This is a genomic window from Enterococcus sp. DIV0236, assembly GCF_050558525.1.
In the GTDB taxonomy this organism is placed as follows: domain Bacteria; phylum Bacillota; class Bacilli; order Lactobacillales; family Enterococcaceae; genus Enterococcus; species Enterococcus faecalis.
In genome coordinates, this window is record NZ_CP187891.1 from 1,753,311 (window position 1) to 1,773,304 (window position 19,994).

The 19,994-nt window shown below is 33.6% G+C and carries 16 protein-coding genes; all 16 read right to left on the reverse strand.

The annotated features are described in order from the left end of the window. Nucleotides 1-18 precede the first annotated feature (18 nt). Nucleotides 19-402 (reverse strand): MerR family transcriptional regulator, encoded by a 384-nt coding sequence (locus tag IGK27_RS08545; protein ID WP_002388239.1) that lies wholly within the window; start codon nt 400-402, stop codon nt 19-21. 202 nt (nt 403-604) lie between these two features. Continuing rightward, nucleotides 605-1,846 carry a GTPase HflX gene (gene hflX, locus IGK27_RS08550; protein ID WP_002356926.1) on the reverse strand — a complete coding sequence of 414 codons (1,242 nt, stop codon included), beginning with the start codon at nt 1,844-1,846 and terminating at the stop codon, nt 605-607. A 3-nt stretch (nt 1,847-1,849) separates the two neighbouring features. Then, complete coding sequence (gene miaA, locus IGK27_RS08555; RefSeq protein WP_002372075.1) at nt 1,850-2,779, reverse strand: tRNA (adenosine(37)-N6)-dimethylallyltransferase MiaA; 930 nt, start codon at nt 2,777-2,779, stop codon at nt 1,850-1,852. Next, complete coding sequence (locus IGK27_RS08560; protein ID WP_002372076.1) at nt 2,780-3,526, reverse strand: glycerophosphodiester phosphodiesterase; 747 nt, start codon at nt 3,524-3,526, stop codon at nt 2,780-2,782. 108 nt (nt 3,527-3,634) lie between these two features. Continuing rightward, nucleotides 3,635-5,446: a DUF3329 domain-containing protein gene (locus IGK27_RS08565; RefSeq protein ID WP_010708826.1), complete on the reverse strand. Its 1,812-nt coding sequence runs from the start codon at nt 5,444-5,446 to the stop codon at nt 3,635-3,637. Beyond that, a complete protein-coding gene (locus tag IGK27_RS08570; RefSeq protein ID WP_002378501.1) occupies nt 5,443-6,408 on the reverse strand; it encodes a GDP-mannose 4,6-dehydratase in 966 nt (321 codons plus the stop codon). Before IGK27_RS08570 ends, IGK27_RS08565 begins: the two co-directional genes overlap by 4 nt. 40 nt (nt 6,409-6,448) lie before the next feature. After that, nucleotides 6,449-7,864 carry a lipopolysaccharide biosynthesis protein gene (locus IGK27_RS08575; protein WP_002378502.1) on the reverse strand — a complete coding sequence of 472 codons (1,416 nt, stop codon included), beginning with the start codon at nt 7,862-7,864 and terminating at the stop codon, nt 6,449-6,451. A 75-nt stretch (nt 7,865-7,939) separates the two neighbouring features. Continuing rightward, nucleotides 7,940-9,157: a CDP-glycerol glycerophosphotransferase family protein gene (locus IGK27_RS08580; protein WP_430596412.1), complete on the reverse strand. Its 1,218-nt coding sequence runs from the start codon at nt 9,155-9,157 to the stop codon at nt 7,940-7,942. Between the two features lies 1 nt (nt 9,158). Further along, on the reverse strand, nt 9,159-10,565 hold the full coding sequence (locus IGK27_RS08585) for an O-antigen ligase family protein (protein WP_223302463.1): 1,407 nt from the start codon (nt 10,563-10,565) through the stop codon (nt 9,159-9,161). Nucleotides 10,566-10,597: 32 nt separating this feature from the next. Continuing rightward, on the reverse strand, nt 10,598-11,578 hold the full coding sequence (locus IGK27_RS08590; RefSeq protein WP_002378506.1) for a glycosyltransferase family 2 protein: 981 nt from the start codon (nt 11,576-11,578) through the stop codon (nt 10,598-10,600). Nucleotide 11,579: 1 nt separating this feature from the next. Then, nucleotides 11,580-12,638: an NAD-dependent epimerase/dehydratase family protein gene (locus tag IGK27_RS08595; protein WP_002378507.1), complete on the reverse strand. Its 1,059-nt coding sequence runs from the start codon at nt 12,636-12,638 to the stop codon at nt 11,580-11,582. A gap of 12 nt (nt 12,639-12,650) precedes the next feature. Further along, nucleotides 12,651-13,355 carry an IspD/TarI family cytidylyltransferase gene (locus IGK27_RS08600; protein WP_002378508.1) on the reverse strand — a complete coding sequence of 235 codons (705 nt, stop codon included), beginning with the start codon at nt 13,353-13,355 and terminating at the stop codon, nt 12,651-12,653. Between the two features lie 463 nt (nt 13,356-13,818). Next, nucleotides 13,819-16,500, reverse strand: coding sequence for a DUF5776 domain-containing protein (locus IGK27_RS08605; protein ID WP_002378509.1), 2,682 nt, complete (start codon nt 16,498-16,500; stop codon nt 13,819-13,821). 242 nt (nt 16,501-16,742) lie between these two features. Continuing rightward, complete coding sequence (locus IGK27_RS08610) at nt 16,743-17,591, reverse strand: LicD family protein (protein ID WP_002362106.1); 849 nt, start codon at nt 17,589-17,591, stop codon at nt 16,743-16,745. Nucleotides 17,592-17,606: 15 nt separating this feature from the next. Beyond that, nucleotides 17,607-18,365, reverse strand: a complete 759-nt coding sequence (locus tag IGK27_RS08615; RefSeq protein WP_010710592.1) for a glycosyltransferase family 2 protein — start codon at nt 18,363-18,365, stop codon at nt 17,607-17,609. A gap of 134 nt (nt 18,366-18,499) precedes the next feature. Beyond that, nucleotides 18,500-19,897: a sugar transferase gene (locus tag IGK27_RS08620; RefSeq protein ID WP_002356909.1), complete on the reverse strand. Its 1,398-nt coding sequence runs from the start codon at nt 19,895-19,897 to the stop codon at nt 18,500-18,502. Nucleotides 19,898-19,994 lie beyond the last annotated feature (97 nt).

Genomic DNA, 19,994 nt, shown 5'->3' on the forward strand with positions numbered 1-19,994 from the left:
TTATTGGCTGCTGAAACGTTAAAGCCTTGGTACATTCGATTGGAACGGATTTTGCTGAGTAAGTCCTCCTTGCGAAAGGATTTCGTCGTATAAAATCTGACGAACATCTGCATCGGTTAACGGACGAGTTGCCTCGGCGGTGTTTTTTTGTTCTTCTAATTTCATTTCATACACACGCTTAATCCCTGCCATGTTCAATCCATCAGATAAATAATCTTTAATTTCTAACAAAACATCAATATCATTTAAAGAATACATGCGTCGGTTGCCCTCACTACGTTCTGGATGAATCAATCCCTGTTCTTCATAGTAGCGAATTTGTCGAGCGGTCAAATCCGTTAGTTTCATAACTGTACCAATTGGAAAAACTGACATGGAACGGCGTAACTCTTTTTCTCTCATCTCCATCCTCCTCTCTTAGTTATTTCTTAGAATAACAATAGAATGACAAATTGTCAAGAACTTATGTTAGATTTTCTGACATAAAACAAAAAACCTGATAAATATGGACTTTCCCATCTTTTCATGGCTGATTTTCTCCTGCTAACCAAAAAAATAGAAATGATTTGTTTTTACAAATCATTTCTAATCAACTTACCATTTTTTATTCTTTTTCGGATTCAGCCAACCATTTAGACTCTTTTTTCGCAAAACCTTTCACGATATACCGATTTTCATTTTCAGCATATTCTTCTGAAATCATTAGTGTCATCCGGCGAAGTTCACTTAATAGTTGTCCGTCAGTTGGGCTAATTTCTAATTGATAAGGCTCGAGTAATTCCATCATTTGGGCACGGATAGCTTGAACCAGTCGTTCTTTATCTTCAGAAATTTTAGTTGAGATCAATACATTGGGAAATAAGGTTGGGACAAATTCTTTGCTGTCCACTTGATCTCTTTTATTATAAACCGTCAAGCACGGAATATTTTCCAACGCTAATTCTTTAATCAATGTTTGAACTGTGCGTTCATGTTGTAACCGATCTGGCGCACTTGCATCCACCACATGGAGCAGTAAATCCATCGTCCGGCTTTCTTCCAATGTCGACTGAAAGGCTTCAATCAGTTGTGTTGGTAAATCTTGAATGAAGCCAACCGTATCGGTCAGCGTAACTTCCATGCCTTGAGGCAATTGCCATTTTTTAGTTAAAGGATCTAACGTTGCAAACAATTGATCCTCTGAATAAGTTCCTGCTGTCGTCAACATGTTGAGAATGGTTGATTTGCCAGCATTGGTATAACCAATCAAGCCAATTTGAAATAGTTCTGAATTTTGTCTTTTCTGGCGGCTTCGTTCACGATGAGCAGTGACTTCTTTTAACTCACGACGGATGCCTAAGATTTTATTCCGAATGTGGCGGCGGTCCGACTCTAATTTCGTTTCACCAGGCCCACGTGTCCCAATACCTCCTCCAAGTCGGGACAACTGTTTTCCTTGGCCAGCCAAGCGAGGCAATAAATAATCCAATTGTGCTAATTCAACTTGTAACTTTCCTTCTTTGGAGCGCGCACGCAAAGCAAAGATATCCAAAATTAATTGTACACGATCAATTACTCGCACAGCTAATGCTTCAGATAACAGTTGATTTTGACGCGGTGTGAGCTCATGATTAAAAATCACAAGATCCGCTTCATAGGCATCTGTTAATTGAATTAATTCTTCCAATTTCCCCTTACCGATTACGGTTTGTCGATCAACTTGTGGTCGTTTTTGCGTTAAAACAAACACCACTTCTCCATTAGCGGTTTCCGTTAAATTCGCCAGTTCTTCCATTGATGCAGAAAATGTCTGATAATTTTTTTCCGTCTCAACTCCTACTAGAATCACTTTTTCATGAGTGGTCATCGCCTACTCACTCTCCTTCTGTTGTAGCCATTGCGCTACTTCTTTTTCCAACTTGGGCAAATCTGTTGGCTGTTGAACCAAATCCCACCAATGCGCAGCCATGCGATTTCTAAACCAAGTCAATTGACGTTTGGCATATCGCCGCGATTGCTGTTTGACTGTTTCAACCGCCATCTCTAATGATTGTTCACCGGAAAAATACGGGAAAAATTCTTTATAGCCAATACCTTGAGCTGCTTGTGCATGTGGTTGCTGAAACATCTGTTTTGCTTCTTCCACCAGCCCTTCTGTCATCATTTGATCCACCCGCTGATTAATACGTTCATATAATAAAGCGCGATCTGTTTCCAAACCTAACAAATAATAATCATAGAGACGAGCTGGTTTTTCCTTCGGGGTCAAAATACTATAACCTGTTTTATCAAAGACCTCTAACGCACGAATGACTTTTTTGCGATTATTAAAATGAATGCTGTTAGCCGCTAGAGGATCCTTTTGTTGTAATAACTGCCATAAAGCTTGGTTCCCTTTTTCTTCCGCAAATAAATTGTACGTTTCTCTAATTTCAGGCGAGTCATCTATCTCACGACTTCCTAGTTGAAAATCATAAAGGAGTGATTGAATATACAAACCTGTTCCTCCAACGATAATTGGTAGTTTCCCTTTTTCAGTAATTTCTTTGATTTTTTGACGACCCTCTCTCTGAAAATCAGCAGCAGAATATGTTTCGCTGACTTCACGGCAATCAATTAAATAGTGAGGAATCCCTTCTTTTTCTGTTTCTGTGACTTTAGCAGTGCCAATGTCTAACGAGCGATAAACTTGCATGGAGTCACCGCTAATAATTTCACCATTAAATTTTTTTGCTAAAGCAATACTTAATGCTGTTTTCCCCACCGCGGTGGGTCCTACAATAACTAATACTTTCTCCAATTATGTTTCTCCTTCTTCTTGCCAATTTTGACGAGCAAATTTTGCTTCTTCAGGAAAATCCGTATGAACACCCGCCAATTTTAGCTGAAAACAATTTTCCATTTCTTCCATCCGATTAACAGTCCACGGCCGCAGCGGTTTGCCAATTGCGATAAGTTCTTTTTCATGAGCCAACACCCAAGACATTTTTGGATGTAAACTATCGACAAGCGCGAATGCCGGTCCCGCTTGACTTAAATCCTCTGCAGATTCATAAATAAAGGCAATTTCTGTCTTAGGATCAGCTTTTTTTAATTTAACTAAACTTGGAAAATAAAAACTGGAATATAAATAACGAAACGGCCATTTTTTTTGCTTCATTTGTTGGACGACTTTTTTCTCAATTCCTTCATAATGGATAATATCCGTTTTAAGTTCAATATTCAAAAAACCATTGAATTGTTCTTCTACAAGACAATTTAAAACATCTTTCAATGTTGGAACACATTGAACAGAAGGATTTTTCTGAAACCAGCTTCCAGCATCTAGTTGTTTTAATTCGTTTAATGTTAACTGTTGGATTTCACCATGACCATCTGTTGTACGATCCACCGTTTCATCGTGCATAACGATTAAATAACCATCTTTAGAAAGATGAACATCTAATTCAATTCCTTCAGCACCAACACGAACAGCCTCTCTGAAAGCAATACACGTATTTTCAGGATGGGTGCCTTTACTTCCTCGATGTGCAATAATATCTGTCATGCTCTCACTCCAATCTTGTTTATTGTACCATTGGAGTGAGGTGGGTTCAAATAATGTAGAAAAAAGAAGCCTCTCACAAATGAGTGGCTTCTTTTTAAGATATAACAACTAACGCATTCCTGGAGCATTTTTTTCTGTAATATCAAAATTTACCGAATCAATAACTTTGTTAGTATTATTATCAATAATCACAAAGTTCAAACCTTTTTTATTTCTAGACATTTCTGTATCATTTATTTTTACAGAAGCAAATGTTTGATTTTCATAATTAGTATAACTTGAGAATACATCATAATTTAAAGCTTCAATTTTACCAGTTAGTCTCGATAATTCTGCATTTGTTTCAACTGTTTTATTATCTTTTGAAATCACTGCACTTAAAGTCCACGCATTGTTACCTTCGAATTTTACGTCTACCCCTAAGTCTTTTAAAAGCGACTCTTCCGCTTGTGAAAGATAGACTTGATTACCATAACCACTTAATAAAATAGTATATTGCGTATCAATTAATTTTTGTAAATAATCATTAAGATTAAAAATATTCATCAACTCTGGGTTACCATTTCTATATATATTGTCCCAATCTTTTTCTGAAACACTTCGCACAGACTCCAAGCCGTAATATTTTGCAACAGAACGATTAACTTGTGCATCTGAATTAGTTTTTACATGCGATAAATGATTAGAATAAGCTGAATATTTTGTTGTATTACTATATGATATATCTGGAAACACAGGATTGATATTTCCTTTTTTCTCTTGCTCAACTAAATAACTATATTGTTTTGTCAAATCTAATTTTGACAAGAATACATCACTTACACCAACCATTACGTTCATGAAGAATGTACATACCAAAATCACATACAAAACACTGTAAATTGGAGAAAACCTGATATTTACTTTATAATTTGGCAGTGACATAGAAAAAGCGATAATCAAGAATAATACGGCTCCATAATATGAACGTCCGTAATCTAATGCTGCTGGAGAGATGGCTAAAACTAGCATAGTAGCCATTCCAGAAATAAAATATACAACACTTAGGTATACTCTTTTTTTATCTTGACTAATATAAGCATATAAAACAAGCAACAAAATCAGTATAACTAAAAATAATGATAAATTTTCTTTCATTTGTTCAAATATTGTAATGATTCCTGTCATGGCCTTTCTTGGTAAAGACCAAGTACTTCTAGCAAAATAAGTAGCGCGAATCTTATTTCCTGGTGCTAAAGCCATTAACGCCAAACCTATAGCATTACCAGCAACACCCGTGAACATCCATAAAGAAAGCTTTCGTTTTGTATAAAACTGCCAGCCAAGATACCCTAAAACGATAAGCAAAGCTCCTCCAGAGGTATTTTCATTACACCAACCAGCCAAAATTCCTAAAGCAAACATCAAAAAAATCATTAATTTTGTTTTCGTAAAGACGTGTTCTTCAATGATTTCTCTATGATACACATAAAGGAACGAAAGAATAATTAAACTTCCCCAAAGATAATTAGCTGAGCCTGTCTCCCACAAAAACACTTCTCCAAAGGCTGGGGTAAACAACCAAAATAGCACTTGAATAATAATAAATCTAAATGAATTATACTTTTCATCTTGCTTTTGTAAAGTAAGTCTATAAACTAAATATGTTACTATTGTGTATGCCAAAGCGTTAAAAACATTAAAAATTCCTTTTGGTAACAATAAAAATATTCTTGCAATTATATGGACCACTGAACGTCCGGTCCATGTCATGTATTGATTGTATTCATCTATCAGTATTGTCATCCAACTTTTCGTTTTATAAAGGTATTCGTAGTCATCTGCAAGTAATGGTGTTAAATTATTTAAAGTAAGCATCACCAAAAATGTAATAATAATTGAGCATATAAATATCTTCTTTTTATTTAATTTAACTTTCATCTCTGCTTACCTTCCGCTTTTAATTCATAATTAACATATTTGTCCAAACCGGACTGAATACTATATTTCGGTTCATAACCAATGGTACGTAATTTAGATATATCCGCTAAGGAATCTTTGATGTCCCCAGCTCGTGCTTCTTTGTATTCAACTGGCAAAGTGACTTTCATAATATCATTTAAAGAAGAAATTAACTCATTTAAATCGGTTGCTTTCCCAGTCCCGACATTATACACTTCCCCAAGTGATTGGTCAGAATGAGCGACAAGATTCAATGCTTGAACCACGTCCTCAACAAAGACAAAATCACGGGATTGTTTTCCATCACCAAAGATATTGAATGTCACTTCTTGATTGGCTAATAAGCGTTTGTAAGAGTCCATCACAATCGAAATAACGCCAGAATAAGGCGAATTAGGATTTTGGTTTGGCCCATAAACGTTAAAGAAGCGAACAGCGCTTGTTGGAACATCATATAAATGACAATAGTTTAAAACATATTTTTCAGAAGCAAATTTATCCACAGCATAAGGCGTTAACGGACGAATTACTGATTCTTCCTGTTTTGGTAAAGTTGGCTCATCGCCGTAAACCGCTGCAGAAGAAGCAAACACCAAACGTTTTAAATCTTTCTGGTATTTCCGAATTAATTCCAGTAATTGTAACACACTCTCAAAATTCACTTGGTGTGTTTCCACTGGACGTGCTACTGAATCTGCTACACTAGCAATCGCTGCTAAGTGAAAAATGTAATCGAACTGATACTCTTGTAGTACTTTTTCCATTAATTGTTGATCAATCACGCTACCTTCAATGAACGTGATATTTTCAGATATGTTTAAATTTTCAGTATGGCCCATTGATAAATCATCAATGACCACAACTTGATTGTCTTTACTATAATAATTTGCTAAGGTTGAGCCGATAAAGCCGGCACCGCCTGTGATTAGAAATGATTCCACTTTACTCCCCACTTTCAATCAAACATTTATAAATTAACTATTAATCTTTTTTCTTTTTAGAGTACATAAATTTTTTAATTGTTTCAAACAAACCTTTGACTATTTCTAAATTCACAACTAATAAAATAACCAAACAAACGGCCTGTAAAACCATTAATACTGGTCCATTAAATAAGAAAATTAATAAAATTTGAACACTTAAAACAACATGATTAGCAATTAAATTCATAAAGTTTATTTTTACAGTAATAAACTTACTTGTATCATAAATTCGAATCATCCACCCCACAAACAAGCTAATCATCGAAGCCAAACCAACACCTATCAACCCAAAAAGAGAGATAAAAATATAATTTAAAATGATACTTAAAACACCTGAAACAATTGAAGTATTCATTAATCCTTTTGTCTTTTTCTCGGCAATATAAAACTGACCATAGAAACCAATGAATCCGGAATAGATAGCGGAAACTAGTAGAAACGGGGTAACTTGCCAACTAATAAAATATGAACTCTGCACTAAATTAGCTAATAACCATTTTAAAATAACCATAATTGAAGATGCCGTAAGAAACAGAAGAAAACTATAATACTTGAATATATTTGCATGAAATTCTCCTCGTGTTTCAGAATCTCGTTCATCAACTAAAGAGATTTGCCAAGCTTGAGAAAATACAGACTGCATCATCGAAATAATTGAAGGTATTTTATTTGCAACGGCATAAATACCATTAGCACTAACCCCTAAGAAATAAAGGATAAAGTAACGGCTAGCACTATTAACAAACCACCATAATACATCATTAGGAATTGTCGGAATAGAAAACCATAGCATTTCTTTCATGAACGATTTACTGATTAACTTAACAGAAAAATCCTTGAAATATGGAGTCGTTATAGTCAAGTAAATTAATGAAACTATTTCAGCTAAAATAAGCGAAATCAAGTACCCATTTAGTCCCATTTTTAAAACAACTAGAAAATAAATATTTAGCAAGCCAATCGCTAAAGTTTTAATCATTCCATTAAAAGCAAATACGCGTACTTGACCATTACCTCGAGCAAATTGTGCAATAATTTGAGTAAATACTTGAAATGCCAATAAAAACAAAAATGCCAATAAAATTTTGTCAAAAGCCTTTGTCGCTGCCAACAACGGATAGCATACGGCAGTCAGCAAAATTCCTATTAATGCAATAACTGTAGCATTAGTAACAACAGATTTTTTATCTACTTCCTTGTCTAAAGCGAATCGCAAAACTGCAACAGAAATGCCACCAGAAACAATTGGAATCATTAAACTAACTGTTGTTGTTACTAAATCTACTTGACCATATTCTTTTGTCGTTAAATAGTAAGTGTACAATGGTACTAAAACAAAAGAGATTAATTTACTTCCTAGGTTCCCCACTGCAAATATAAATGAATTTCCTACTAATTTTTTATATTTACTCATAACGGTACTCTACGACCTTTCGGAATGAATTTAAACTTTTTAAATATATCATTTTTTACTATACCTCATATATTATTACTTGGACATCTCTTCCAATAATCGATCACCCAATGATTGACTTGCATGACCAGATTCTGAAATACCTAATCTATCTTTAAACGCTGTCACTTTCGTTAGATAATCATCCATGTTGAAAGTTTTGACACTTTCAATAAATCCACCTTGATTAAACGTTACTGGGAACGGCAAATCTATTAAGTCCATTACTAACCCACGATTTTTTTTATATTTTTCATAATCATAAGCATAAATAAAACACTTCTTATTAGAAACTAAAGCCTCACCAATAGTAGATGAATAATCTGTTACGAGCGTATCCGTTGCACATAATAACTCTTGCATATCATTATAGCTTGATGCATCAATAATATTAGGATTCTTCAGGTTTCCTAATATCAATTCCTTATTTTCCGTATCATTTGGATGCAGGCGAACAAATAGCACATATTCTTCTTTAAACTTCTCTGAAAATGTTTTTCTTATTTCTTCTAAAAATAAAGCATTAACTTCCACTAATTGTCCCGCTCTGAACGTTGGCGCGTATAATATAATACGTTTTTTCATTGATAAATCGTAGTAGTTGTATATTTTTTTTATAATTGCTGGATCATTGTTTACGATAATGTCATTTCTAGGAACTCCCTCTCTGAATATTTCTCCATCATACCAGAACATCTTTCCAATATCTTTAAATAAACTAGAACTTTCAAATACCAGTAAATCACACATTTTAGAATCTTTTTTTGCTAATTTTACATATCTTGGTTTTAATTTTTCAGCAGCATTATTTTCAATTCTCTTTAATCCAAAACCAGCATGCCACGTTTGCAAATAAAATTGATTTTTTCTTTTTGGCGGATAAAAACTTTTTCTAGAGTTATCTATCCAAATTTTTGCAGTAAAGAGTTCTATCAATGCTTTTACAGATTTGTTTTTCACCAATCTAATTTCTTTTGGAAATAGATTAGATTGTGTTTTCAGCACTTCAGGTTTACATAACCAGACTATTTCTAAATCACTACGCTTTGATAAAAGATATTCACAAATATATTTAGGGTTATCTCCATATCCTTTTCCAAAGTAACTTGAGACAACTATTTTATTTTTATTAATTGGTCTCATTAGCAAAAAAGGATAGCAGCAATAAAATACTGCATACCTTCCTACTCTAAGAAAAAGACTTTTGAAAACAAACAATAGTCTAGATAGCTTTGACTCAACTTGATTAATCATACTATTCCCTCTTGTCTTCAATCTTATTTACTTCATCAAAATCACCTAAAATTTTACCTAGTAAAAACCAGAATAAAAAGGCACCTGAGATATTTACCAAAATCATTTCATTATGGAAAAAGCCTGAAAAAGCTAGAGCGAACACACCACAAATACAATAAAAAATTCTGCTAGACAAGAAATTAGTAATCGGTTTAAATAAATACTTTATTACTCTAACAACTTTACCTAAAAGAAATACTACAAAAGTAATTCCTCCTAAAATTCCTGTAGATGCTAAAGTATTTAAATAAGCATTATGGACTGAAAAATTTCGTTGAGCAATATACGTATTAGGTAAAATATCTTGTGCGTAAGCAATCATGTTTTTCGGTGAAGTTCCGAATAACCAACTTGATTGAAATATCTCTATAGCACTTTTCCATATTGTAAAACGCAAGTTTGAAACATCAGTGCTCTTAGCAACATCTGGTCTGGTCAAGTCAACTCTTCCTTCAAGCTTTCCAGATACTTCTTTCTTGTCAAAAAACTGTGGAAAATAAGACCAACCTGCTTTAATTAATTTTGTTATTAAATATACAGCTCCAATGACTACCAAGCCGCTAAAAATAGAAATCAATACAGAAATAAATAGATTAACTTCTTTTTTCATTTGGTATTGATACATCCCAAAGAAAACAAAAACAAATGTCGTCATTAATAAAGTGATCAGTCCATTTCTAGAACCAGATAAAATAATATAACTCACATTTAAAAAGATTGACAAAATAATTCCCGATAGTAACCACTTGTTAGTATATTTTTTACTAAATAGATAATATAAACTTAAAAAAATTGTAACGACACACATGACAGAAGCATAATTAGGATCTGAAAAGACACCGAACAGTCTTCCTTCTAACATTCCTATCCTTAATGGATTCACTCGACTTAACTGAATAGAATAATGATACTGTGTTAGAAACATCCCAAGTGATACAATTACCAACATTGTCCATACTGTAATTAATAAACTACTTATTATTGATAATAAGGTATCAGTATTTTTCTTACTTGCACTAATTCCGTTGTCATAAATAATAAAGAAATACAAAGCTTCCCAAATGATAAATTTTAAATTCCCAAAAATACCATATTTTATATTGACAATACTGGATATAAGCATAATAACCATGAAGAAAAGAAGCAATGGATCATACGTCCAACGATTTTTTTTCAATATCCTTGTGAAAAAATCAGCAGCTAAGACAATGGCTCCGAAAAGAGCTAGCATTGAAAATAATACATTATCAATTTTAGAAGGCAATAAACTATAGGCTCCTACAGCTCTAGCCATTAATAGCAAAAATAAACCAATAATAAAAATATCTTTCCCTTTTTGAAGAAAATAGCTTTCTTTTGTATCCATAAAATTCATTCTTCTCCTGACGTATCTATTGTTTAATCATTTTTTTTAGTTAAATGATTATATTTAAATTTTGCTAATGCATTGTAACAAGAATCATTGACTCTTAATGCTAGCATTGATAATTTGCGACCTTTAGTGAACACGTGATTTTTCATCACGAAAGTGAAATTTGAGTATAAGAATCTCTTTATTGATTCTCTCTGCTCATTAAAATTCTTTTCATTACTAATTGCCATCTTATCTAGGACATCAAAATATGCCCAGCAAATCCTTCTATGAACAGACTCAGCTAGTTCAGGATAACTGTTGTCTACTAAAACTCCATTGTGTTCCCATGCTTCAATAACATCAAAATTTTTCTCCGAAAAAGACAAACCAGTAATACTATCAGCTCTACGATAGTAATAGTATTTTTGTTCTGTATTCGTAACAATTTTTTGGCATTGTAAAAGTAATTCTATAATGATAAATGCATCTTCCACAATTTTTCCTTTTGGATATCTAACTTTATTGAAAAGTTCTTTTTTATATAGCTTATTAACAGCATAAGCATATACATCTGTACTATCAAGAACTGCTTGAATTGCCTCATTTTGAGACAAAATTTTTATCTCTTTTTTATCCGTTAGTCGAGATTCTCTGTTTTCATAAACATCAATCATCCCAACAGTAGCTAATTCTGCTTCATAAGTTACTATCTGATTATACAACGTTTCATACATATCATCCGCAATGTAATCATCACTATCTACGAAACCTAAATACTCACCTGTCGCTAGCTCAATTCCAGCATTACGAGCATCGCTTAGCCCACCATTTTCTTTATGGATAACTTTTACCCGTTGATCTTGTTCAGCAAACTGATCACACATTGCTCCAGAACTGTCTGGAGAGCCATCGTCCACCAGAATTAATTCAAAGTCAGTAAACGTTTGAGCTAAAATAGAGCGTACACATTTTTCTAAATATTTTTCTACATTGTATACAGGAACAATAATACTAATTTTGGGCATATCAATTTCCGCTACCTTCTAAAATTTTAATTGTATGTTTTAATGGTTCTTCCATACTGTCGTACAGTGGCCGCCAACCTAATGCATAGATTTTTTGATTGTCTAGTAGTGCTTTTGTTGCTTTAGAAAACCCTTGTTTTTCTTGGGCGGTGGCTTCTCCATGAATCACTTTTGTTCCAGCCACATTGGCTAATGTTTCCGCAAAAGTACGTAACGTAATATCGCAATGTTCGTTTGAAACATTGTAAGCTTCCCCTTTTTGCCCTTTAACTAATAAAAACAGAAGAGCAGATACAATATCTGCAACATATGCATAAGAATATAGTTGGGTCCCTGCACTTTTTAACACAATGTTTTCTTTATGGACTGCATTCATAATAAATTGAGAAGAAGCTTTACTATCCGAAAGTAACATCGTAGGCCCGAAAGTACGACTAATTCTTGGAATAACAACATCAATACCATATTTCTGAATATAGGCTTGACATAATGATTCACTTGCTCTTTTTCCTTCGGGATAACCGGCCCGTAGCGTGTTACAGTCAATATAGCCGCAATAGTCTTCCGTAAATTTATCAAGATCTCCACGATTTTCTCCATAGATTTCAACAGTTGATAAAAATAACACTTTTTCACTATTCGCTTTGACCGCATAATCTAAAATATGCTGCGTACCAGCAATATTGGTCATAATCGTTCCAATTGGATCACTGGCATATGATTTAGGATGTGTATTACTAGCACAATGCAACACATAGTCACAAGCTTCTGCTATCTGAATTTCTTCTGTGACATCTCCGATAACTATATGGAATAACGGATCCTCTAGATAACTAGTAAATCGCTCTTCTAAACGCGACAATGTTCGTCCCATCGCCCAGATTGAAATATTCGCATTTCTCGTTTTATTTTGGTACATAAGCACATCAATTAAAAAGGTCCCAATCATGCCTGAAGCACCAGTTATAAAAACAGATTTATTAGTTACTTTAGTCCAATCTGGTGTCTTCTCTAAAACTCGTTCAACGTCTGATAAATAATTATCGTCTGTAAATAACATGGTATCCCTCCACTACTCTTCTTTCATTTTCAAGAAGCCTTTAAATAACTGTAAGTCATCTTGTGTGGTTAACTTAATGTTTTTATCTGAGCCTAAAGCAAAATACAGTGTTTCGCCTAAATCCACCATCATAGTATTCGTGTATGACGATTCAGAAATACCAATATTCTCACGGAATGCTTTTTCGTAAGCCCAAGTTAATTTTTCAAATTTATAGGCTTGTGGTGTTGACACGCGACGTAATGTTTCACGATTAATATATTGTCGAGTTGTTTCCTCAGTTTCTTTTACAAAAATTTGTTCATTATATGGCAACGAAGTCACTGCATTTCCGTATTCTTGACACTTAACAATTACATCAGATAAAACTAATTCATCAACTAATGGGCGAATTCCGTCATGGATAACAATAGTATCTTCTGGGTTTGAATGTTCTTTTAAGAAATTAACCCCATTGTTAATTGATTCTTGACCAGAATTTCCCCCTGGGATAATCCATTGTAATTTGTCAATATGGTACTCTTTTGCATAGGCATCTAGTGTTTGTTCCCAACCTTTTTTACACACAACTAAGATTCGATCAATGAGTGGATGCTTTTGAAAAGATTCCAATGTGTAGATAATTATCGGTTTTTCCTCTACCATAATAAATTGTTTAGGAATCTCCTGCCCCATTCGTTTACCGACCCCACCGGCAATAATTAAAGCTGTAATCATTTGATACAAAATCCTTTCTCTAACTAGTCAACCACTAGTTTTATTTCAATTTTGTTTAACTTATATATTCATCAACACAGCCAAAACTGCATTCAATCTTTTACATTTTCTCATAACTATCAGTAAGTTTCAATAATTTATCGTAGACCTTAATCGAACTGTAAATATTGGCGGTGTTTTATTTTATATATTTTAATAGTCTTAGGCTTTATCGTATTTCTTTTTTTATTTAGATATTGATTGAATAAAAAGATGATTGTTATACTTTTCATCAATTTTAACAACACTTTTAGCCCCTTTATAAATAGCGAAAATTTTTGACCAATAAAATCTTTTTCTCTATAAAAAAACACCTTTGTCGAACTCGTATAAAAATAAGTCCAACAAAGATGTCAATATATATATTTAACCTTTCAAATATTCTCTTTACTTTAATTAATTAGGCTGTTTATTGACGGAGAGCTTAACCTACTTTTGCTACATACCACTTATTAGCAGTTAAATACCCTTGGTTCGTCTTTAACCTTGGTATACCATTATTCGTATATTCGATTGCTTCAACTTCAACAATCGTATTCTTCTTAACGGCCTGTCCTTTTTTAGTAAACTCAACATTATTGTAGAAGCTATCATCAATTAAGAGCTTAACTTTTTTTGGATTAGTAACAAAGTAATTGTTATTGGTATTTCCAGCAGCTGTCACATAGTTTTTATTTGCAGTAAGATAGCCTTCTTCTGTCTTCAAGCGAGGAACACCATTAGAGGAATACTCAATGCCCTTAACTGGAACGACAGTCCCAGAGGATAAGGTTCTGCTAGCATTACTAAACTCTACATCAGTATATAGTTTATCTGACACTCGCATAATAATTTGGTGCGGGTTTTCAGTAAAGTAATTATCTGAATTTGATACCAATTTTGTAACATATGTTTTGTTAGCAGTTATATAGCCTTTTGCAGTCTTTAATCTAGGCAATCCGTTTTCAGTATAATCAACACTTAAAACTTTGATTAATGTATCTTTGGAAACAGACTCACCTTTTTTACTGAAATTTACATCTTGATAATAATAATCATTTGTTTTCATAACTACATACTCTGGATAATCATATAGATAATCTTTGATATTTGGTACAACTTTTTGGGCATAACTTTTATTCGCTGTTAAATAACCATTTTGGGTAATCAAACGAGGAACTTGATTTTCACGGTATTCGATTCCCACAACAGGAACTAAACTTCCCTTGGAAACAGCCGATCCTTTATATAAGAAGTCTGGATCCCCATAAAAATTATCACTATTTTTCATAATAATTTGCCCTGGATTAACCGTATGATAGTTGGCAATCCAAGATCCAGTAGCTACTACATAGTTCTTGTTAGCCGTGAAATAATACCCATTTGCCGTCTTCAATCTAGGAATTCCTGATTTTGTTTTCTCAATAGCAGTTACTTTTAAAACACTGCCTGCAGTTACTTTATTTGCTTTTGTCTTGAATTCTACATCTTTGTAATAGGTATCTTCGTTTCTGGTAATTACTTGCCCAGGATTAGATGTGTAGTAAATATCTTCTAACCCTTTATATTGTTCAACTATATTTTTATTTGCAGTCAAATATCCTTTCGCTGTTTTCAATCGAAATATACCGCTTTGAGTATAAGCTAAATCTTCAACTTCTACTATTGTTCCCTTCGAAACCTTAGACAACCTTTGCTTAAATTCTGGATCAGCATAGAAATAATCATCGCTTTTCAAACGAACTTTTTTAGGATTTGTCGTAAAATACAAATCAATATTGCTTTGTGCTGCTAATACATAACCTTTATTTGCTGTTAAATAACCTTGATCTGTAACCAATCTAGGAATTCCTGCTGAACTATATTCAATCCCCTTAATGGTAACTAGTGTATTTTTTTTAACTCGCCAACTAGGAGTTCTAAACGCCACATCTTGGTAAAAAGTATCGTCATTTTTCATGATCACTCGACCTGGATTAGTTGTGTAATACTTACTTAAGTCGGGCCCACTACTATTACCCATATTTAAAAAATTACTATAGGTCATGGAAATATCAAACGGACGCCCTTCATAATTAGCTAAACCAGGGAAATACATTTGCGAAGACCATTGCCAAGCACCATGGTCATTATTCCACTGCATGGAACTATCTGGAGTATATGGATATTGCGCTACCCATACTCTGTCTCTTCCGAAGGCGGAGGTGTCGATATAGCCATTTGTTAACCACCATTTGCCAACATACAACGCATCATTTTTATACCCTAGTGCCTTTAATTGCTGGTTAAACGCAACAGAATTAGCATGGGCGTTTCGCCCATTGTTTGTAAGCGTTGGATCTTCCGCATCATTAAACATTATGGTATTTTTATCTAAGCCAGAGTTAGCCGCCGCCTGAGCAAAATATCTTGCTTCATCTTGTGCTGTCGCAGCAGAGACATACATACTATAGTGATATGCTGAAACTTTTAAGCCCGCAGCTTTGGCATTTCTAATTTGGCCCGCAGCATATGGATTAACATACCAAGTTCCTTCTGTCAATTTAACCGAGACACCTGTTACACCATAGCTTTTAATTTTTTGATATTCAGCTACTGAAATGTCTCCATTCCAACTAGAAACGTCAATAAAATTCTTGCCAGGCAAATTAGGATCATTCGCATAGACGTTCGCAACTGTTGCTCGCGCTACCCTAGAAGAAATGCCATTTTTCATAGCATATGTTCCTTTTTTATGGTTCGTTCCTTCACGTGCTGCTTCTTGATAATCCGCTTCATCTTGGTCAATGGTCTTTTTTTCTACTTCAGAGCTTTGTGAGGCTTCTGTTTTACTATCTGTTGTGTTTGTTTCTGAAACAGAAGAATGTTCTTCCGTTGTACTATTTGTTGAAGAATCAAGAGACTCTTCTTTTGTGCTTGAAGTAGAACTATCTCTTTCAGAGGTATTTTCTTCTGTAACAGAAGATGTATCCTCCGTTGAATTAGTCGTTGTTTCTGACGTAGCTTGAGTGACCAAGCCAGTCTCCCCCGTTGTTTCTGTTTTTACAAGCTCTTCTCCAGATGCAATCACACTAAAACTATTTAATAATACGGTACAAATTAACATACCTGAAATGATTTTTTTCATGAAACTCTCCTTATATATTTAATAATATGTATCTTTCTTAAACACTTGCCATTCGCTCTCGAAAATGTGTATCCTATAACCTTCAACTAATTGTTTTCACATTTTAAAACTAACACCAATTATTATCTCATACCTTTATTTCAAATTCAATTACGCTTTTTTAACATTCCTATATCAATTTTTTACTTTTAAATGGTAAAAAGATGAAAACAGATCTTTAATCGATTGTTTTCATCTTTTATTTATTTTTTAAGATATTCTGTGTACGATTTTTTAGTATCAACAATTAGCGCTTCATGATGGGGTTGGCGATCTTCCTCTGGTGGCAATTGCATATAATCCCCAAAAACCTGTGTTAAGTAGCGCTTGTAGCCCACTGGTATTGGCATTTTTGTATCTTCAAACGGAACAAAAATAGCAGATTTAAAATCTTCCAAATGATAAATATTACCCATGTAGCGTGGTCCGACACATAATTCTGTAACATAAGGAGTGGAGCCGAAGGAATACTTAGTCATCCTTTTTTCAGCAAAGCGCCAAATATGATAGCGAACTTTTTTCGATGGAAAGATATTCAATAATACCCGACTACCCGTTGCTAAAATGCCACCATGTTTTTCTGGTACCACTTGTGAACAGAATAAAGCATAAATTAATGCCCAAATTTTTTGTTTCTTCCTTTGAAAATTTCCTTTTGGCGCACCATCTAAAGGAAAAATATCGATAGGAATACCATGAGGAATCGCTAATCCATCTTGATAGGTTTTAATAAACGTTGTCTGTGCATCCCTAATTGTCATAAATGAATTATGATCATTATAAGTTTTTGAAGCAACTAACAATGGATAACGTTCTGTATCTGCATATTTAGGCCAAAGCACTTTTAATTTTTCATAATCTGGTCTTGGCATAAAGAAATCTAAGTCATCATCCCATGGAATAAAACCTTGACTGCGGATTGCTCCAATACAACCGCCTCCACAAAAATAACAGGTTAGATTATGTTCTTCACAAAAAGCCACAAAATATTTTGACATGCGTAAAACGACTTGTTGAATTTCTACTAATTGCGTCTGTGTTGTTTGTTCCACTTTTCCTTTTCCTCCCTATTCATTCTTTGCATATTTAAATGTTGTATAGAATAAAAAACGCATTAAGTAGAATGAACTTTTAATAACTGAAAACTGTTCATTTTGACGCAAAATTTTCCAAACCCAACTGATTGTATTCCATTTGTTAGAAGATGTAGAGGTGGTTAGCTTACGATAAATGGCTAATTTTTCGTTAATAAAATAGACCGTATTTATTTCTTTCAAAATGTTTAACCAAGTAGCATAGTCTTCATGTTTTAAATCCGGCATTAAATGGCGTTTAAGCAGATTAGATTCGACTACGACTGTTAAGCAGCCGATAGTATTTGTTTTTAAAAGATCTTGATAGGTTTGTGGTCCCTCACTAAAATTACGCTCATGAGTAATGTTGCCATTTTCATTACATACAAAATAAGAACTACATGTAAATAAAAGTTTTTTTTCTTCCATCCACTTGATTTGAACTTCTAATTTATTAGGAAGCCATAAATCATCACTATCTAAAAAGGCAATATATTGTCCCTTTGAAGCTTCAATTCCTTTATTTCTGGTCTTTGCAATGCCCATGTTCTGTTCATTTTTCAGTAAAAAGATTCTTGAATCTTTTTCCGTAAAGGCAAGTGCAATATCAATAGAATCATCTTTACTTCCATCATCAATGAGTAATAATTCCCAATTCTGATAGGTTTGTTCCAGAACGCTTTCAATAGATTTTGATAAAAATTTGCCAGCATTGTACATGGGCATAATAATTGAAACAAGTGCTGTTTCCATTTGTTCACTCCTCGTTGCATTTTATGTAAGAATGTAACAGTTTATATTATCGCATAGCTCTTTTATTATTTCAACGTTCCTTGTTTCCAAAAAAAGTTTGAGACATAAGCTTAAATAACTTATGTCTCAAACTTTTAACGGTAAATTCTAATAGCATTCTCTTTACAATAATCCATCGTCAATTCTTCACGTTCTTCAGACTCATCCAATCCTCTTGATGATACTTTATCAAAGAGAATTTTGATGGTTTGAAGCAGAATTTTCATATCCAATAGCAATGAATAATTCTTGATGTACAGTAAATCAAAGTTCAATTTACTATTGTAGTCAGAAGCATACTTCCCATAAACTTGGGCATAGCCAGTAATCCCCGCACGTACATTGTGACGTAAATAGTAATTCGGGTTTTCCTGATTAAATTGATCAACAAAGAATGGTCGTTCAGGACGTGGTCCGACAATGGACATATCCCCGCGAATAACATTGATTAGTTGTGGCAACTCATCAATACGTAAAGCGCGCAAGTATTTACCAACTGTAGTGACGCGACTGTCGTTACTTGTAGATAAGACTGGACCTGATTTTGCTTCCGCTGTTGCCGACATCGTTCTAAATTTTAAAATCGAGAACTCACGTTGATCTAATGTAATCCGAGTTTGTTTGTAAATCACTGGTCCCGGTGAGGTTGCTTTGACTAAAATCGCTGCAATAAGCATTAAGGGGGAGGTAATCACAAATAGGCAAACAGAGACTAAAATATCGAATAAACGTTTAATAAAATTCTCTTCTGGTTGGATTTCAAAATTTGAGACTTCGATAATACTTTCATCTTCAAAGTTCATCATGTTTGGTTTTAACATAATTAGATTTTCAAAACTTGTATCTAAAAAGATTTTTTTCTTGTGTTTGACAATTAATTGATACAATTTTACTTTTTCGTTCTCATCAACATTACTTGAAATATAAACAATATCGATTTCATCGATAATTTTTTTTAAGTTTTCATAGTAATTGCTGACAACAACGCTCGTTACTTTATGCTTGTTATTTTTATCAGACATAAAGTTTTGAATTGACCGCATAACTTGATTTTCTTTACCTAGTAAAACAACTTTTCGCTCATTGCTGACCTTTAAGTAAAGATAATAAACAAGAATTCGCCAAAGACTTAGAACAATAATTCCGATTATAAAGGAATATCCTAAAACAGAACGCGGGAACGTAAACCAACGTCCGGCAAATGTCACAATCATAATCGTTAAAGTCATTAAAATTTGACCAATCACCGTGACAAAAATGATGTCACTAATTTTGCGATTATAAAAAATATACGCACCTAACAACAAATTCAAAAAGATAAAAAAGATTGAAATGTAAATTGCAGATTTTTCATAAGCCACAAAGTTAAATGAAGGAATTTCTCGGCCAAATTTCACCATAAACCCTAAGATGATTGATAAATTATAGAGCAAAACGTCTGCTAAAATAATTACAATCCGTCTTGCATTACTCCATTCACTTTTTGATGTCATTAAAAACTTCCTCTCTTCACTTCCAGTAATTACATTATTTGTAATAACATGCAACCCCTATATTACCATAATGTCAGCGGACAAGAAAGTTCTATAG

Bases quoted from the DNA above. Each gene is read 5' to 3' on its own strand.
- IGK27_RS08545 (WP_002388239.1), bottom strand. From the start codon at position 402: ATGAGAGAAAAAGAGTTACGCCGTTCCATGTCAGTTTTTCCAATTGGT.
- hflX (WP_002356926.1), bottom strand. From the start codon at position 1,846: ATGACCACTCATGAAAAAGTGATTCTAGTAGGAGTTGAGACGGAAAAA.
- IGK27_RS08560 (WP_002372076.1), bottom strand. From the start codon at position 3,526: ATGACAGATATTATTGCACATCGAGGAAGTAAAGGCACCCATCCTGAA.
- IGK27_RS08565 (WP_010708826.1), bottom strand. From the start codon at position 5,446: ATGAAAGTTAAATTAAATAAAAAGAAGATATTTATATGCTCAATTATT.
- IGK27_RS08575 (WP_002378502.1), bottom strand. From the start codon at position 7,864: ATGAGTAAATATAAAAAATTAGTAGGAAATTCATTTATATTTGCAGTG.
- IGK27_RS08580 (WP_430596412.1), bottom strand. From the start codon at position 9,157: ATGATTAATCAAGTTGAGTCAAAGCTATCTAGACTATTGTTTGTTTTC.
- IGK27_RS08585 (WP_223302463.1), bottom strand. From the start codon at position 10,565: ATGGATACAAAAGAAAGCTATTTTCTTCAAAAAGGGAAAGATATTTTT.
- IGK27_RS08590 (WP_002378506.1), bottom strand. From the start codon at position 11,578: ATGCCCAAAATTAGTATTATTGTTCCTGTATACAATGTAGAAAAATAT.
- IGK27_RS08595 (WP_002378507.1), bottom strand. From the start codon at position 12,638: ATGTTATTTACAGACGATAATTATTTATCAGACGTTGAACGAGTTTTA.
- IGK27_RS08600 (WP_002378508.1), bottom strand. From the start codon at position 13,355: ATGATTACAGCTTTAATTATTGCCGGTGGGGTCGGTAAACGAATGGGG.
- IGK27_RS08605 (WP_002378509.1), bottom strand. From the start codon at position 16,500: ATGAAAAAAATCATTTCAGGTATGTTAATTTGTACCGTATTATTAAAT.
- IGK27_RS08615 (WP_010710592.1), bottom strand. From the start codon at position 18,365: ATGGAAACAGCACTTGTTTCAATTATTATGCCCATGTACAATGCTGGC.
- IGK27_RS08620 (WP_002356909.1), bottom strand. From the start codon at position 19,897: ATGACATCAAAAAGTGAATGGAGTAATGCAAGACGGATTGTAATTATT.